This window comes from Candidatus Cloacimonadota bacterium (assembly GCA_021734245.1).
Classification (GTDB): Bacteria; Cloacimonadota; Cloacimonadia; order Cloacimonadales; family TCS61; genus B137-G9.
The window spans coordinates 1-18,330 of the sequence record JAIPJH010000063.1; the positions used below are offsets into that span (position 1 = coordinate 1).

Here is an 18,330-nt window from a genome sequence, read left to right on the forward strand (position 1 = left end):
TATTTTCTGGCAGGGCAGGGATAAAAATAACCTTGCGAAGGTTTTAAAAGCTAGAAGCTCGAAAACCGTTCGCAAGGTAGAATTTATACTTTGCGTTCTTTCCGGTTAAAACGTCGTTACATCCACAAAATTGAAATCATCGATCAGAAGTGTCGGGATTTTGGCGTAATATTCCTGCTGAACGACAGGACCCATGGCCAGAATGCGTTTGGTGGCATCATGCAAAATTTCGTTCCAGCGGAAATTGGTAACCGATTTCTGGATTTTACCGTCTTCAAAATACAGTACTCCGTCACGCGTCAATCCTGTCCATTCACCCACTTTACGATCTATCGGACGAATGTACCAGAAGTTATTCACGATCACGCCGCGCTTCACCATTTTCATCATTTCGGCTTCGGAAGAATCACCGCCATCCACCACGATATTGTAAGGGCTTAATGCTTTATGGCTCTTCAGATTGGCATAATATCTGTCCGATCTCATATTCTTGATAACACCATTTCGAATCCAGTCGATATTTTCGGCAGGTATGCCACCGTTCACAAATTTACTCGCATTCAGTTCCGGATCATCCAGAGTTGAATAAAAACTGAAATCTTTGCCAAAGAATTGTTTGCCGATCTGATCAGTGTAAGGTGTGTGACCTTCATCTGCAGAGCGACGCTCAAAAGTCCAGATCAGATAGAACAACCAATTCAAAACAGCTGCGGGACGCAGGATCACAGGAATTCTGCCTTTTTCCATTGGAACCGGATTGCTCAGGCTATCGAATTGAGAATTAAGCTGAGCGATCAATTTATCCATATTGAAAGTAGCATGATCTTTCACAGATTTAGCAACCTTGGTTTCCACTCCTTCTTTCTTCATGGTCATGGAATGGGAAAAACTGGTAAACTGATCAAATCCTTTAAAGCCGTTTTTGGTTGTAAGCATGCTGTTATTCAAGCGTTTCTCTGAGATTCCGGAAAGTTTTGCACTTTTTCCTTCAGCATTTTTTACACATTTCAGGATATCATCGACGATTTTTTCTACTGTAAGATCAGCTGTATTTTGAGAGTAATTTTCCACATCAGGAAGATCATGAGCTGGTTCGCTGGATATGAATTCAGGATCGGGCTGATTTAATTTTGCTATGCTTTCAGCAGTCTTGATCAGGTATTTAAGAGCATCTTCATCCAGGTTATTGGTAGAAGCTTCTCCTGTTTTATTATCGAAAGCAACGTTTAAATTAACATTCAATTTATTGCCGGTAATATGCTGTGTGATTCCATTCTGAGCAAAGCGTGTAAGTAAATCTTCTGCTCCTGTAACGGTAAATGAAAAGTCATCAGCCGAAACATGCTTCTTCATGAATTCTGCAGCTTTCTGCATTTCTTGTCTGGTAATCATTGTGAACCTCCCACGCGAATTTTACGGAAACGAGCCAAAGCTCCTCCGTGCGTCATTCTACCCCTTTGGCCTGGTTGGCCTTTACCGCAGTTGGTCACGCCGAATGTCTGGAAAAATCTGTCGTCACAAATAGCATCGACGCTGTTCCAGAATTCAGGATTATTTGATTTGTATAAGATCTTTTTGAGTGGGCGCACTTTTTTGCCGTTCTTTATCTCCCAGAACATATCTCCGCCAAACTGGAAATTAACCCGATGCTGATCGATGGAGAATGATCCACGACCTTCGATGTAAACTCCGTCCTCTGTGTCTGCGATCAATTCCTGAGGTGTGAGTGGTTCTTTTCCCGGTTCCAGATAAAGATTGGGAATACGGTTGATGGGAAAGTCAAAATAATTTGTAGCACGATTACAACCTCTGCTCATTTTCAAGTCAATCAGCGGAGCAGTGGCGCGAGTGTTACCATATTCATTTAAAATACCGTCTTTGATGATATACCATTTTTGATTGGGAACACCATCATCATCATAACCGGCAGTAGCAAGTCCGCCTTCCAATGTGTTATTTGCCACGAAATTTACGATCTCTGAACCGTATTGGAAATTTCCGAGTTTTTCGGGAGTGGCAAAACTGATTCCGGCAAAATCTGCTTCCCAGCCTAATACGCGGTCAAGTTCAGTAGGATGACCAACCGATTCGTGCATAGTAAGAGCCATGTGATTGGGGTCCAGCAGAATTGTTTTACGTTCTTCAGCACCCAGAGAACCGGCATGAACTTTCATGATCGCTTCTTCAGCTACCTGAACAGCTCTGTCTGTCAACTTTAAACCTTGAACCCATTCCCAGCCTTTGGCCTGTCCGCCATGACTGTAGGTTCTACTTTGGCTGTCTCCTTCGGCAATTGCTGTGGCTGTAATAGTAGGTTCTATGTAAAGTGTTTGAATATCCAATCTGCTGCCCAGAGTTGAGGCAAAGAATTTTTCATCTTTGCGGCATTCCAACATGAAAACTGCCAGTTTGATCTCAGCGAAATTGAGCATGGTTTTGTTCACTTCCATCATCATTTCCACTTTTTCACCCAGCGGAACATCAAATGGATCGAGACAATAGGGAGTTTTGTAAGAATCGATGTAACCTCTTTCATGCGCCAGAACCAGTCCATCTTCATATTTTACTCTTCTCGACTCCAGCGCAATGGCAAAAGCTTTCTTCACGGTTTCATTTACCGCATCGGCAGTGAAAACATTGTTGTGGGCAAATCCCCAGGCACCGTTTTTGAACACGCGAATTCCGTAGCCGTAAAGTTCGTTCAATGATGTATTCTTCAGGCTCAGGTTTCGCAGGTAGATCATTTCAGTGCTGGATTTTTGAATGCGGATATCAGCATAATCAGCACCAAGCGATTTTGCTGTATCCATGGCCAGTGTTAAAAAATCCACTAAAACCTCCTTAAATTTCATTTTGAAATTTGTAATGAGAAATGTGAAATGGTTGAGTTGATGTCAAATGATTTACAATATTAACCACGAATTGGCACGAATTGCCTCTAATTTAGCTTACCAGACTTCGTGTAATACTACGGCTTGGCAAGCAGATTTACACGGATGAAACTGTTTCTGTTTTTTCGAGAAATCTGTTATGTATCACGATCACTCTTGATCGTGGGAAAACATCTTATCTCGTTCAAGAGTGAACGAGTTACAACTGACATTCTTTCCAGCGAAAGCAACTTTTGATGTGATCATTTACCAGACCAGTTGCCTGCAGATGTGAATAAATTATGATCGAACCCAGGAATTTGAAACCGCGCTTTTTCAGGTCTTTGCTGATGAGGTCTGAAAGTTCTGTTTTGGCAGGGATCTCTGCAGTTTCTGTCCACTTATTTACAAGTGGTTTTCCATTTACGAATCTCCACAGATAATTACAGAAACTACCGAATTCTGTCTGAATTTCAAGAAAACATTTCGCATTATTTATGGAGGCTTCAATTTTTCTTCTGTTACGGATAATACCGGCATTCTTCATCAATTCTTCGATTTTATTTTCATCGTATTTTGCTACTTTCTGCACATCAAAACCATCATAAGCAGCACGGTAATTTTCGCGTTTCTTCAAAATCGTATTCCAGCTCAAACCTGCCTGTGCTGATTCCAGCACTAGAAACTCGAACTGCTTCTGATCATCAAAAACAGGAACTCCCCATTCTTCATCGTGATAGCGAATGTAGAGTTCGTTGGATGTGCTCCAGGGGCAGCGATTCATAGTAGACTCCTTTACTCAATTCCCAAAAATTCATAATAATTTTGCGGATGGATCACTTTCATCGTTTTGGGATTATAACTTTCCTTAAATGGTTTAGGAATTCGCCATTTTACCTGCGGATTCCATTTGATTTCATAAGCTGAAAATTTTTGATTTTCTTCTTCCACATAATCTATTTCACTTTGTTGAAAAGTTCTCCAAAAATAACTCTGAACAAATCGATTTTGATAATTTAATAATTTTTTTCGCTCAGATATTAGATAATTTTCCCACAAGGCACCTCTATCTGTACGTGTATTGATGTCAGAAAAATTACCTATTACAGCATTACGAATTCCGTTATCGTAGAAATATATTTTGCGGCTCTTTTTCAATTCATTTCTAAGATTTTTATTAAACGCAGACAATCTGAAAATTACATAAGTTTTTTCTAAAAGGTCGATATATTTTTCTATTGTCTGTTTGTCAGATCCTACCAATTGACTTAATTCATGGTAATTAACTTCATTTCCAAGCTGCAAGGCCAAAGCTCGGATTATTTTTTCCAAAACTTCCGGTTTCCTGATTGAATCTAAACCTAATAGATCTTTATATAAATAACTTCCAGCTAATGTGCTAAGTTGTTTAATCATTTCCTGAGGTTTGACTACAATTTCTGGATAGCTGCCAAAGACAAGTCGTTGATTTAGCATTTTTATTTCTTCCAGAAGATTTGTTTCTTTTACCATTTCTTGGAAACAAAGAGGATAGAGATGGAATTCATATTTCCTGCCGGTTAACGGTTCGCTAGTTCTATTGGTTATTTCAAAGGCAGATGAACCGCTGGCGATTACCTGTATACCAGGAATTGTATCGACTATAATTTTTATGATTAATCCAATATTTTGAATACGTTGAGCTTCATCAATAAAAACAATTTTATTGTCACCAATTATTGATTTTAGTTTTGACGAAGTGGGTTCTGTAGCCCAAAAAAAAGAGTCAGCTTCATCTCCATTGATAAACAATTTTCTATCTGAATAATTCGTCAATATGTGGTTAATAAGGGTTGTTTTACCCACCTGCCTAGCTCCGATCAGTAAAATAGCTTTTCCTTTGAAAAATAGTTTTTCGATTTGGTTTGAGAGGCATCTTTCTAAAATCATTATTTTCTCCCTAATCCCAAATACACATATATATTTTAGATTACGATCTAAAAATTATATATAAATTTTAGATTACGATCTCGAATATTAAGATTATTATCTTTGTGTCAAGTAAGAAAACTTCAGTTATCTTTATTTATATCAAACGATAAGCTATTATTACACCTCAAACATGATCGAATTGTGATTTCCAATACGCAAATGCTTAATATTTTTTGTCAGTTTATTCAGCAGCAGCAGACCCAGTTCTTCCGGTTTGCTTTCAATGATCAGATCAGGATCTATCTCATCAATATCGTAAATTTCAGAACGGTCGGTAATTTCGACCAGAAGATTTTCATCTTTTTGCTCAAAATGAAAGCTGACAGGTGAATTTGAATCGCTGTTTTGCAGGAAGGCAAAAACTTCCTCACAGGCGAGTTGAAGATGAAATATCTGTGATTTATCTAAATTAAATTTTGGGCTAATTTCATCGATTAAAGTGCGAAGGTCTGTAAGTTCAGATAAGTCATTCTGAAGTTTTATGGAGCGCTTTTTAGCTGGTCTTAATCGCATAATGAAGGTTAAAACGAGAGCTGTAATTCCACCGGTTGCTACACCGTTTTCCAGGAACGGTTTCAGTGAGTCATGGATAAGAGCAGGGAAGAAAAGTTTGAAAGTTGAAATCACTCCCACCGTAAGTGAGATTCCGATGATGATACTGGCATCATAATCGATGCCGCTTTCTGCGATCAACTTGATACCGCTGGCAAAAAGCAGTCCCATAAAAATAAGAGTTGAAGCCGCCAGAACTGGACCGGGAATGAGCGTGAGGCTGTAAACCAGTTTGGGCATGAATGCAAAAACAATCATAAAAAAGCAGGCTGCATATCCGACGGTTTTAGAGGCAACTCCGGTCAGTTTTACAACAGCGATATTTCCTGAATAGGTTGTGTTTGGCATTGTTCCGCAAATTCCGGACAGCATATTTCCTACTCCATCAGCAAACAGGCAGCCTTGAACCGCTTCGTAGTCTACTTTTTTAAAATCAGGTTTGGAAGCATCCTGAGCAATAATCGCATCACCGATACTTTCCACCGTGCTGGCAAAAGTAGCAAACAGAAACGAGAAGAAAACAGGAATATGTTTCATTGAAAGATTGAAATCTGGGAATATCCATTTTCCCTGCGGTAATCCGAACAAGGGATATTGCTTCAAACTGGAAAAATCTGAAATTCCTAAAATAGCAGCTGAGATTACTCCTGCGATTATTCCAATTATCGGGCTCCACAAACGCAGATATTTAGATCCGAAAATGGCAAATGCTAAAGTAAAAATTATCGTAATCAAACCAGCTATCAGGTTTTCACGGGAACAGTAATTTTCCGATCCGGCAGTTCCATTCCACATATCCATCATTACCGGGATCACGCTTATCGCAATTAAAATGATAACAATTCCACCCAGGTTTGCAGTTACCACTTTTCGCACATACCACAAAAAGTAGGAAAGCAGAACTTCTAAAGGGGCAGTCAAGATCGTCATGGCAGCAATCAGCGCAAAACCGCCCATAAATCCGGCAGGAATGGCAGCACCCAGATAAGCGGCAGAAGTTCCCAGAAACAGCAAGTAGCCGGAGCCGATTCTACCAACTTTTTTTATTTGGATAAATGAAGCCACTCCAGTGATAAGCATCGTAGCGAAAGTAAGCATATGCTTCTGAGATGGTGGCATGCCGATAATATTTGCCACGATAAGAACTGCGATAACAGAACCAGGTACTATGAGGACGGCATGCTGCAATCCTAAAAATAAATTCAGTAAAAATGGAGGTTTTTCATCTACTGAATATAATAGTTTTTTAGACAAATTTCACCCCTATCCTAAAATAATCCTTTCACAAAATTAAAGACAAAAATCATCCATTCATAGGAAGCGAAAAATCCGTTCTTAATAAAAAACCAGCTGTTTTTAAAACCACCGATCACAAAAGCGATCAGAACTCCGTAAATAAAAATATTGGCGAAAGTGAGGAAAATACAGGAGAATGTTTTTCCACTTTTGGTGATGTCAGTTTGATGAAAGCCGAATTCCTGCCAGGTAGAAAAAACATGATAGGAAGTAAGAACACCGAGAACTGCAAAATAATATTGATAAAATCGAGCATCCAAAACGAGATAAAGCGGCAAAAGCAGATAAACAAAAGTGGGAAGAAAATAAGGAGCCAGAGTTATGATGAAGTTATTTCCATACATATAAGTTACACCGTTCCCGGTTTCTGATGCCTGGAATCCGGCCGGTTTTTTGAAGAACATCAGACCCACTATCAGGTGAGTAAATTCGTGCTCAAAGGTAGAATAAAAGTGATGTCTTTTGAACCAGATGAACCAGAGTGGAATGTACACTGCAAAGCCGATCAGGAAGAATTTATCGGAAGGCTGATGCAGATCGACATCCTGAACTGTATGATAAAACGCAATGGCATATCCGATGGCAAAAATGATGGAAAGCATGATGATTATAAATTTAAAAACTTTCATAATACTCGCTCCTGAACTTTTTTGTATTGATATTCAGAAGCAAGTTTATTCTGTAAAGAAAATTTTATATTACAGCTTTCCAAAACCTTTTCTCTAAGATTCTTTTCAAAGGTTTCGGAAAGTTGTTGTTATCAATACTTGAGTTCGAAACTATTTCAGTAGCAGCATTTTACAACTTGCTTCCACTTTTCCAGCTTTCAATCTTGCAAAATAAATTCCTGATGAGACTGGTTTGTTGTTCTGATCTGTTCCGTTCCAGGTGACGTTGTACAAATTGCCATATCCTTCGATACAATGCTGCGCATCACTTTCATCCTTCGTAGTACTACGGAGAACGGACAGGATGACAGATAAAGTTTTTAATTTCTGGCCTTTTAGGTTGTAAATAGCAAGTTCGTATTGTTCGTTTTGTTCGATGCTAAGATTAAAACTTATTGTTGTGGATGGATTAAATGGATTTGGATAATTGGTCATTTGTGAATTGGTCATTGGTAATTGATGATTGGAGATTCCTACAACTTGAACATTCTGATTTTCATAAGTTCCGATATCGACAAATTCACCATAAAGCCTGGTTTCACCTGCCAGATCGAGATCAGGTAGAAAACTCGTATCACCCGAGCCGGAATTAACCAGAACAGAATAATCGGCAAGATGATAATATTCATTGTTCACATAAATAAATTCAGGATCGTACTGAATATTGTAAAAGTCATCACATTCCTCACCATTGCGATTTACAGAAGTTATTTCACCAACACCATCATCAAAGCCATGAAAATTTTCTTCTTCATTATTGTAAGAATTGCAGTAAGAAACGGAAGGATCGCAGGAATAAGCATAAACTCCATATTCGCCTAAATTGCTAACAATATTGCTATTTACCATCGTTGCATCAGAATATTTAAAATAGATTCCCCCACCTTTTCCATCAACACAGGTATTGCCGTAAATCGTAAAATTTGCTAAGAATGGTGTAGAATCGTAACAATAAACACCTCCACCATCTTCTTTTGCATTATTGCCGGCGATCAGAACATTTATCATTGTCAAATCAGAGCTGTCATAAATTGTAAAACCACCGCCATCAGTATCATCTTCATAGGTAAAATTGCTTTTACAAATGATATTTTCCATATATCCTGTACAATTTTCCAGATAGATTCCACCTCCCTGGTCATTAAATTCATTTTCATTTACCGTTATATCAATAAAATCCAAAGTTGAATTTTCCAGATAAATTCCACCACCTTGATCATCACTTATATTTTCATTTATCGTACAATTTTCTAAAGTCAAATCTGAGTTGATGCAATAGATTCCACCGCCATCATTTTCATTAGATACATTGTTATTAATCTCGCAATTAATGATTTCAACATGTGATGAATCGGCAAAAATCCCACCACCTTCATCATCACAAATATTACTATTGATCCGGCAATTCTCAATGGTCAGATCAGCGTTGAAACACAAAATCCCACCACCTTCATCACTAGTATCATTATTCATTATTATCAAATTTTTCAAAGTTGGGCTGGTATTTTCAATGATAAGACCGCTATTTCCATCAGTGATAGTAAGGCCAATAATTTCTGAGGAATTAGGTTCTATATCTATCAGGATTGTCTCGTCATCACCACCACCCATGATGATAGTCTGCGAAATGTCAGCATCATCACCAGTGAAAATAAAATTTGAAGCTAGTGTAATATTATGAATATCAAACTCCAGGTGCTCTTCATAAATTCCACGAGCCACCAAAATAGTATCTCCATCTGCCGAAGCATCAATTGCATCCTGGATCAGATCAAAATCGGTTGGGACATTGATAATATTAGCATTTAAAATTACACAAATAAATATTGAGAATAAAATAACGATATACTTCATAATTATCTCCTCAAATTATGGTTCAGTAAATTTCTAAAAAAAACTGAAAACTTATTTAAAATATATTCTCACAAAAAGCCGTTCTCCGGGAGTGATGTATTTTAAGGCATCTTCCATATCATCAAAAGTGATCTCAATTTTGGTGTAAGTATTCACGGTTTCAAAGGAGGAGCTGAGTGATTTAACTTTTTCCATAACTGGAGAGATCGTAACGACTTTTCCCCAGATTTTCTTTTTACGGCCACACAGGATTCTGGCTTTTTGCCCAATCTGTACTTTGTGACGGCTGGAAGAAGTGCCGTAGGCAATTATCCACACATTGCTGAGATCGGCAATTTCCACGATCACATCGCCTTTGTCGATGTTTTCGCCCGGACGATAATTTATATCTGTAACGATTCCAGCGATGGGCGAATCTATTTTCAGGTTTTTTATCTCTTCTTCCAGATCGTTGATATCGGCTTCCACATCATTCAAATCGATCAGATATTTTCCTGCCAGAATGTTGGTATTATTGGAAAGTATATCTTTTCTTGCCTGCAAAAGCTCGATGATCTTCTGGTTGGCTTTCATGGTTTCAAAGGCAACCAGCGAATCACTTCTCAATTCGTAATATTTATCGTGAACATCCCAGAAATCTTCTGTTGCTTTTTCAAAATCGGAATTATTGAGAACGCCTTTATCATACAATTTTTTATTTGCCTCAAATTTCTTTTTACTGCCATCGTGGCGATCTTGCATGAACTGCAGTTTTTCTTTGATCTTGGCCATTTCCAGTTTGGCTTTTTCCAAATCGATCGTGATATCCTGAATATCTTCATCCAATTCGTACAATTCAGATTGCAGATGGTCTCCCGATTGAGCCGAGTGGATCAGCTCTTCATACTTTCTTTTTTCATTTTTCAGGGTTTCCAATTTAAAAGGAAGTTTATCGTTTTCCAATTCGGCTATTGGATCTTTTTTGACGACTTCCTGCATGGAACTAACAAAATATTCTTTCATCACACCATCAACTTCGGAACTGACGAAAACTTTGTCGGAACGCACCACCGCCGGAAGTTTGTGAGAACGTGATTCGACAATGTAAGAGATTATGATCGTGATAACAATAACTACCAGCGAAAAGATAAGGATATTACGGATTTTTTTGGTTTTCATTTGGTTTCCTCTCCCAGGCTATTTATGAGGAAAATTTCTTTATACAATTTCATTTCAGCCATTTTCATTCTTATTTCTGCCTTTTTTGTTTTCAATTTTTCGATTTCCAGATTGAATTCGGGATTACCTCCCAATAAACTTGGTTCTTCCTTATATTTTTCGTTTTGGAGCGCCAGATTTTTGTTATAAAGTTCTTTTAATCGGGTTTTTCTTTTCAATTCCAAACTGGCTTCTTGAAGGGAATTCAGCCGTTCCACTTTAAATGATTTCCAGTCAAAGATCATTTCTGTGCTGCGATAGTGCAGTTCTCTTTCATAAGCTTTTAAAAGTGCCAGTTTTCCACTTGTATTGGAAAAAATATTAAACGGCAGCGAAAGTTCGATTTCTGCTTCGGGAAATTCTTCATCCTGATCGCGTTTTCTGTTTTTCAGGATGTTATTTTTCTCGATTATCCAATCCTGTCTGGTTTCTCGCCAGTTGTAGGACAGAGTAAGATTTATTTCCGGCATATAAAAATAATAATAGTTGAATTTTATCTTGTTCGCAATCTTGCTGATTTCTTTATTAAGATGGCTTATTTCTTTATCTATTTTCTGGATAAAAAGCAGTGTATCGGGTTGGGAATGAGCAGAAACAAAACCATCGAAGGAAGTGACAAAATCTTCTAGGATTTCACCATATTCCCTTTCGAATTCTTCTAATATCTCGACAAAATCGAACATGTCATCTTCTTTGTCATCTATCTCTTCCAGATTGTCGATCAGAATTTCGGGGTCGATCAGATTTTGTGCTTCCATTTCTTCCAGAAGTTCATTTTGCTGATAAAGAATTTCCAGTCTTTTCTGCAGAAGGTCAATCATTCCTGCTGCTTCATACCACGAGATCATATCATCAAAAATATCGGAGCTGCAGGTATAATAGGATAAGATTTTATCCTGCTCATAACGCAGCATATCCAGCCTTGATCCAATGGCATCGGCGGCATTGTCAAAATCTTTGGGAAAGAATTGTTTTTCCAGTTCTATTCGCCAGCGTTTATCTTTTTCATCCACTTCGGAATGCTCCAGAGTTGTTTCAGTTTCATCCCGAACAAATTCATTATCCCATTGCTGATAAATGAAATTTACATCGAACCAGTTAAGCGATTTATCAATTTTAAAAAGCGATTTTTCCTGTTCGTATCTGCTTATTGTCTGCTGATAATCGGGATGTTTTTCCAAAAGAGAATTAAGCAGATCTTCCAAACTGTTTTGCTGAGCAAAAAGCGCTGAAAAAAGAAGAGCGAAGAAAAGAAGCGATTTAATTTTCATTATCGAATTCCGCATCCAATTTCGCCAGTTCAGACTGCTTACGAAGTCGTTTTAGTTTTTTGTTATGTTCATTTATAAAATAGATAACAGAAAGAACACAGCACATGAAAATGGTTCCAATAATTGCAGCATAATACTGGCTGAGTCCGCAGGACATTCCAATGATAATAGCATAGAATACTTTGATTGTGTTGGAAGGATCTTTGACCACTGTTCTAAAACGGATAAGACTGAGAGCACCAGCCAAACCGAAAGCGCGCACCAGATTGTCGGCTACCACGATCCAGATGAAAGCTCCACCTACTGCCAGCAGCAGCAGCGTGTATTGAATTCCCTGCATTTCCTTTTTTAGGATTTTATCCTTCTTTTTGCGGATGTAAGTGAGTTTGTATACATAAGCATACACAAATCCTAAAATAGCGGCAAGTGAAAGATTGAATAGAATTTGCAAGGGAGATTGGGCAATGCTTCCTGCCGAACTGTCTTTGATTACCTGAAAAAGTTCCTGCATAATTTTTTACCTCGAATTAAATATTATCATCAAGTTTAAGAGCAGCTTTCAACATTTCAAATGAATCGATGATGCGCTGAGGAATTTCCGGCATTGCAGTTTCATCGTCATTATAAAAATTGTATTTCCCACGTTCCGGAAAATAGAGAGAATTCATGCCGGTGGCAAATTTGGAAAAACGCTGCTGTTTAAGAAGCGAAAGCTGATTTACCATTTTCTTGTGCCATTTGGGAGATTTACCCATGATCTTCGATTCCAGAACGACAGCATCCAGAGTTTCAATTTTGGGATTGCCGGTTAGTTTTTTGTGGGTTATCCCGTTATCCACGGTCACCCGGACGCGTTTGGAATTTTTCTGAAAAGCGATGCGGTTGTAGGAAGTTTGCAGAACAGGAATAAATTTATTGATCTGGATAAGTTTGTGAATAATCCGATAGGTTTTCTGCGCTCCGATCAAACCCTGGTTTGCTGCTTTTACCACCTGGCGCAGATCTTCATTTTTTACAAACGCAGCAAAATGTTCTGCCGGCAGCCTGAAACGTTTTTTGGTGGAAATCGAGTTGTGTTTTATTTTTAGTTCAATAAGATATTCAGGTTCATATTTTCCATCGTAGCCATAACGGCGCAAACGGATTTTATAGCGGAAATTTCGCTTGTTCAAATATTCATGAAATAGCAGAAAATCTTCTGTATCCAGGTAGGTAGTTTGAATGTTCAAAAGTCCGGGTTTATCTTCGTAATAAAAGATCGGAATATGCTCCTGAATCTGCTCGATTATCTCTTCGAAAGTATGCTCTAAAATTATGTATTTGCGTTCTTTGCGTTTGAAGGAAAGATCAGCTGCCATAAAACCACCTTAGAATTTATTTTTCAGAATCCGCCGAGTAATTAAATAATGTTCAGTATTTCGACAAATTCCTTATATCTATTTAAACTATTCCATATACTATAAATAGCTTTTGATTGTCAATAAACATTAATTTCAGAATTATTTTTTGTTATTTCTAAATGGTTCTATTTCAAAAGCAGAATTTTATTGCTGGCAGAATGATTGCCTGCCTTGATCCTGACAAAATAAACTCCGCTGGAAACTGGTTTACCTGTTTGGTCGGTTCCGTTCCAAACTATTTGTTGATTGGTTGATTGAGAGATTGGGAGATTTGAGAATGTTTTCACCTGCTGCCCTTTTAGATTATAAATAACCAGTTCAACTTGTTCGTTTTGTTCGTTGCTGAGATTAAAGGAAATCGTTGTGGTTGGGTTGAACGGATTTGGATAATTTGATAGATCAAAATCAGGTGAGATTATAATATCTTCCTGCACCGAAACTCCGCTGCTGTTGGGCTGTCCCGGTGTTCCAAAATCAATTGAAGCCTGCCAGCTGGCAGCAAGTGAATTATCGAGGCTGGCATCGATCAGTTCCAGAGTATTTCCGTTTCCGTCGGGAAGAGTAGGCCATTCTCCTTCATCATCATAATTTACAGAATCAATCAGAGTTCCTTCGGCATCAAAAAGGCGGACGGGTTCACCGCCGCCACTCAGACCAAAGCCAAGATCACCGATAAAGTTTGTTACAGATGGAAAAAGAGATGAAAAAAGAGCTGAATCTTTGCATAAAACCAGATAATCATCAGCTGCTAGAAAAGTATTTTCGGGAATTGAGAATACGTGCAAATCATCTTCATCTTTGAATTCCCAACCCGATAAATTCATCTCTTCAGTATTGGGATTGTAAAGCTCGATCCAGTCTTCGGGATTAAAATTGTCGGAAGAGTGATAGTTAATCTCGTTTATCACAATGTTCCCAGTTTCTGTGATAACATCCAAAGTGTAATATTCATATTCAGCTCTCTGCGGAGCAAATTTAACTGCATCGTCATTTTCAGCATAAATATAATATTGAATATCATTATAAGCTGTATCCAGCTGAATACCGAAAATACCATCACCTGCGAGTACGTCATTATGATTACCGTCATCATACATTTCCAGTTTTTGAAATACCTCCTGTTCGTTTTGCCTTATACCAATCTTAAGAGAGTTTGTATTTTCTGTCTCTACTGTGACCCAGGCAACACTATTCGGTTCGATAATATCAGGACTGGAAGAAATATCAATAATATCAGGTTCAATCACATTAAATGAACTATGGTTGTTCAAAAAGTTCACTCTTTCTTCCATTAATTCTGTTATGCCAATCGTAAAACTCGGTCCACTTCCGTAAATGGAATTGTGGATATTGTTTATGAAATCGCCATAAGTATAAAATTTGTTTTGATCTGCCTGAACACTGGCATCGATAATATTCTGTAATTCCAAAGCTCTGGTCTCATACCAACCATTTGCAAAATTTTCTTCCAATATAGTTTTCATGTGAGCAATATAGATTTTTTGATATTCCGGAACTGAAAGCAGCTTACTCACAATAGGATAATTATCGTTATTGATATTGTAAAACGGATCAAAATGCTGAAGTTGAGTTACACTCATTGGAGGAGAACCAGGTCCACCGTTAAATGTTCCGAAGGTCATATTAAGATCCCAGTAAATATAATTGAACTGATCTTTGTCATCCATATAAAGGTAGAAGTTGTGCGGAGCCATTATTGGGCTGTCATTACTTACCAGGGTATTATGAAAAGCCAGAAACCATAATACTCGGTCAACATCCAGAATATCTTCGATATTGGATGTGTTCAGATTGAGCGTATAGCACAAGTCTACAAGATCCTGCCAGCCAAAATCAGATTTCAATTCATAACTGGTGTAATAAGCGGTACTATCTGAACCTAAATAGCAAATATTGGCAGCACCACCACCGGGTCCACCAACAGGATTACCTTTGATCAAAGTACCTTCATCTTCTGCAAAAAAACTACGGCAAAAATGTTTATCCACCGATTGAACACTTGTATATAATCCGATCAATTCATTATTTACATACACGTTTATGTAGTTTGCTTTGCTGGCTGGTCCATATTTAGCAGCTATCTCATAACCCAGTGTTTCCCTGATAAAAGTAGGATCCTTGAATCCATTTGCTAGTTTTAAAGTTCCATATCCTTCGTATGTCTGATCATCGATAACCTGATCCAGTTTTATGTTGAGCGGATTCTTGATATTTTGAGGAGAGTAGGAGCTGTTTCCTTTGTAACGGACTCCGACGCTGTCGAAAGCAACTCCATTTATAACAGCAGAACCTACCAGTCTTTCTTCATTTCCGGCAGCGTAAAGATTATCTAAGATCTGATCCCAGTTTGCTTCTGTAAAAGTAATTTCAATCGTGTTGATCGTGTTTATATTATAAAAATCCTGGGCTGCTAAAGTGATATAACCAATCAATAAAAGAGCTGCAATTCCCATCCAGTTTTTCATTTTTCTCCTCCCAAACCTTTTTATAATATTTTAAGACAATTGTCAAAATGAAATCCTGTGAAATAATTTTTATTAAATGATTTTCCCGATAATAAGGAAAATATAAAATAAATTGTCCTTGTGAAGAGGAAAATATGTCGCATTTATAGCCTGGAAATTCTTTTATTCCGCTTAATAAGCGAATCGAGATCATCGGACAAAGTATCTGGTTCAATCGAGATTATCGATCTAACAATAAACAGCTTAGATATCGGTTAAGGCCCATTTCCAGGCGGGGATCAATTTGATTTGCTCTGTATCTTCCATAACGATTTTATCGATGGAATTATTGATGATAAATAATTCAGCTTCAGGATACTTTTTCGCAAGATAAAGTAGGGGTTTAATCTCACGACTCAAAGTTTTTTGATCTGTAACATCCCAGGCAACTTGGATTATTTGAGAAGTTTGATTGTTCTCTGAAACCATAAAATCACACTCGAAACCATTATGGAAAAAGTATAATTCTTTTTCCTGCCTGGTAAGTTCTATGAAGACAAGGTTTTCCAATAATTTTCCGGAGTTATCAGAAAAATAAGTCGTAATATTTTTGAGCAGACCATTGTCGATAAAATAGCATTTTTTCCTAGATTTCAGAGTTTTTCTTTCTGAAAATTCGTAGGGATAATGAAGAAAGAAAAGAAAGCAATCCTGACAGTAACCCAGAAAATCATAAAGTTGATTTTTACTGACATTGATTTGATTGCTTTTCAGATCATTATAAATCTTGTTAATAGAAAATTCTGATGTAATTGTAGAAGAGAGTTGTTTCATGAATTGCTTTAAGGCGACATGGTTGGAAACATTAAAACGCTCGATAATATCTTTATAAATCATTACATTGAAATAAGACTGTAATATTCTGGTTTTAATGTTTTCAGCTGGATCAATCGTTTCGGGGTAGCCACCATTTACCAGATAATCCTGGAAATAAGAATGTAGTAAAGTTATGCTGCGGGTGGAATCGATCTCATTTGTTTGCAGATTCAGATGTGCACAGAATTCTCTGAAGGAAAAAGGATAGAGATTAAAGACAATACTTCGACCACGCAAGGCTGTAGCTATATCAGAGCTGAGCAGCTTCGAAGATGATCCTGTGATAAAAATAAAAGGATTGAATGTGTCTTTGATCCTGCGAAGGAATTTCTCCCAGTTTTCTACCTGCTGAATTTCATCAAAGAAACAGTAGAATTTTTTATTAGCATTTTGAGGAAAGAGTTCAAAATAGGCATCCAACAGAATTTGTAAATTAGAAGCATCAAAATCAAAACGTTCATCTTCAAAATTAAAATATAAAATCTGGTCTTTTGAGATTCCATCTTGGAGAAGTTTATTGATCAGAGAGTAGAAGAAATATGTTTTTCCACAGCGCCTTGGTCCGATTAATGTGATGATCTGTTTTGGTTGGGAAGGAATGTTCAATTCACGAGGAGTTATATCCTTTATTGGAAATTTCTGATGCACATCAAGAATGGCAGTTTTTAATATCTCTTTCATTATTTCCTCCTTATAAGGAAAATATAGTGCAAAATTTCCTTATTACAAGGAAATGTCAAATAAAATATTCAAAAATAAAATTATTTTCCCTATTACAAGGAAAATTAATAATATATTGTCCTTGTGAAGAGGAAAATTATACATTTATTAACGATTGTCTTTTGTGTTTTTTTAGAATTTAGATTTTGGAATTTATTTGTTGTTTGGAGTTTGTGATTTGTAAATTTACATGCCGTTCTTGCATTGAAACTTTGCATTAAGGCAATCCCGGTTTCGATAAAACTCTTCCACGATCTCATTGAAACCATAAGCCAGTTCGGTTTCTGCAGCTTCTCCTCGTGTGAACCATTTCAAACATTGTCCTTCCATCAAATCGATCTCTTCAATCTTGAAAACGACTTCTTTCCAATAAGTGTATTCGGTGCGATCTTTGAATTCTTTTTTGCAGAGGAAATGAAAATCTTTCAAATCAAGATTCATTTCTTCTTTCATTTCTCGTGCGATTGTTTGCTTAGGAGTTTCTTCTGATTCTAAGTGTCCTCCCGGAACATCCCACATATTACGATAGGGAAGACCGGGTTTGTCATCACGCAGAAACAGCAGAATCTGGTTCTGAGGATTTACAAAAATGATACTGGAACCGACATGTTTTTTATTTTTCATCTTTTGGCAGATTTGCTTTGCCTGTCATTTCAGTTATTTTCACTCTTATCAGCATGATCTTTTTCAGGTCTCTTTCGCTGAAATCCATAAATCTGCCGGTATAATGTTTTTGGAATGCGTTCATTCCTTTCTGGCGTTCATTTACATCCAATACAAGTTCCGCTTTGCCAGAGGCAATGGCACTTTGATAAAAAGTTGTCCAGGTATTGGGCGGACCGGTCAGACTGGTTTCAGCTTCGGCAGTGAAGGCCAGCGAAACATTAGGATTTTGTTTGATCATCTCGATCTTCTTTCCTTCAGCTGCGCAGTGAATATAAATCGTCTCATCCTGGAAGCCAAAATTAACCGGAATTACGTAAGGCTGATCATTCACACTCATCGCCAGGTAACACTCTTCCGAACGTTCAATTATATCGATAATTTCCTTCTTGTCTTTGATCTCTCTGTCTTTTCGTCGCATGGATTATCCTCTCTCTTGTTTATTTTTTCTCTTCCATATTAAATATCGTCCTGCGTTTATCATGATATCTTCTGAGCAGTTTCTGATCGTTTGCCAGCAGCAGATC

15 protein-coding genes are annotated in these 18,330 nt (G+C 37.5%); all 15 read right to left on the reverse strand.

What is annotated here, in order from left to right; translation table 11 throughout:
- Positions 1-105 precede the first annotated feature (105 nt).
- The gene (locus K9N40_09645) at positions 106-1,392 is read right to left on the reverse strand and encodes a hypothetical protein (protein MCF7814729.1); all 1,287 of its coding nucleotides are present in this window, start codon (positions 1,390-1,392) and stop codon (positions 106-108) included.
- The gene (locus tag K9N40_09650) at positions 1,389-2,831 is read right to left on the reverse strand and encodes a TldD/PmbA family protein (protein ID MCF7814730.1); all 1,443 of its coding nucleotides are present in this window, start codon (positions 2,829-2,831) and stop codon (positions 1,389-1,391) included. Before K9N40_09650 ends, K9N40_09645 begins: the two co-directional genes overlap by 4 nt.
- Before the next feature lie 259 nt (positions 2,832-3,090).
- Positions 3,091-3,654 carry a DNA-3-methyladenine glycosylase I gene (locus K9N40_09655; protein MCF7814731.1) on the reverse strand — a complete coding sequence of 188 codons (564 nt, stop codon included), beginning with the start codon at positions 3,652-3,654 and terminating at the stop codon, positions 3,091-3,093.
- Between the two features lie 11 nt (positions 3,655-3,665).
- Complete coding sequence (locus K9N40_09660) at positions 3,666-4,796, reverse strand: ATP-binding protein (protein ID MCF7814732.1); 1,131 nt, start codon at positions 4,794-4,796, stop codon at positions 3,666-3,668.
- A gap of 162 nt (positions 4,797-4,958) precedes the next feature.
- Positions 4,959-6,647 carry a purine/pyrimidine permease gene (locus K9N40_09665; protein ID MCF7814733.1) on the reverse strand — a complete coding sequence of 563 codons (1,689 nt, stop codon included), beginning with the start codon at positions 6,645-6,647 and terminating at the stop codon, positions 4,959-4,961.
- Positions 6,648-6,661: 14 nt separating this feature from the next.
- Positions 6,662-7,318 (reverse strand): hypothetical protein, encoded by a 657-nt coding sequence (locus tag K9N40_09670; protein ID MCF7814734.1) that lies wholly within the window; start codon positions 7,316-7,318, stop codon positions 6,662-6,664.
- 150 nt (positions 7,319-7,468) lie between these two features.
- A complete protein-coding gene (locus K9N40_09675) occupies positions 7,469-9,211 on the reverse strand; it encodes a right-handed parallel beta-helix repeat-containing protein (GenBank protein MCF7814735.1) in 1,743 nt (580 codons plus the stop codon).
- Positions 9,212-9,262: 51 nt separating this feature from the next.
- Positions 9,263-10,369: an efflux RND transporter periplasmic adaptor subunit gene (locus K9N40_09680; GenBank protein ID MCF7814736.1), complete on the reverse strand. Its 1,107-nt coding sequence runs from the start codon at positions 10,367-10,369 to the stop codon at positions 9,263-9,265.
- Positions 10,366-11,679 carry a hypothetical protein gene (locus K9N40_09685; GenBank protein ID MCF7814737.1) on the reverse strand — a complete coding sequence of 438 codons (1,314 nt, stop codon included), beginning with the start codon at positions 11,677-11,679 and terminating at the stop codon, positions 10,366-10,368. The genes K9N40_09680 and K9N40_09685 overlap by 4 nt, the downstream gene beginning before the upstream one ends.
- Complete coding sequence (locus K9N40_09690; GenBank protein MCF7814738.1) at positions 11,669-12,190, reverse strand: DUF4956 domain-containing protein; 522 nt, start codon at positions 12,188-12,190, stop codon at positions 11,669-11,671. Before K9N40_09690 ends, K9N40_09685 begins: the two co-directional genes overlap by 11 nt.
- Positions 12,191-12,206: 16 nt before the next feature.
- On the reverse strand, positions 12,207-13,037 hold the full coding sequence (locus tag K9N40_09695; GenBank protein ID MCF7814739.1) for a polyphosphate polymerase domain-containing protein: 831 nt from the start codon (positions 13,035-13,037) through the stop codon (positions 12,207-12,209).
- Positions 13,038-13,204: 167 nt separating this feature from the next.
- Positions 13,205-15,565 (reverse strand): CotH kinase family protein, encoded by a 2,361-nt coding sequence (locus K9N40_09700; GenBank protein MCF7814740.1) that lies wholly within the window; start codon positions 15,563-15,565, stop codon positions 13,205-13,207.
- 243 nt (positions 15,566-15,808) lie between these two features.
- Positions 15,809-17,101 (reverse strand): ATP-binding protein, encoded by a 1,293-nt coding sequence (locus K9N40_09705; GenBank protein MCF7814741.1) that lies wholly within the window; start codon positions 17,099-17,101, stop codon positions 15,809-15,811.
- 225 nt (positions 17,102-17,326) lie between these two features.
- Positions 17,327-17,764, reverse strand: a complete 438-nt coding sequence (locus K9N40_09710; protein MCF7814742.1) for an NUDIX domain-containing protein — start codon at positions 17,762-17,764, stop codon at positions 17,327-17,329.
- The gene (locus K9N40_09715) at positions 17,754-18,224 is read right to left on the reverse strand and encodes a pyridoxamine 5'-phosphate oxidase family protein (GenBank protein MCF7814743.1); all 471 of its coding nucleotides are present in this window, start codon (positions 18,222-18,224) and stop codon (positions 17,754-17,756) included. Before K9N40_09715 ends, K9N40_09710 begins: the two co-directional genes overlap by 11 nt.
- Positions 18,225-18,330: the final 106 nt, after the last annotated feature.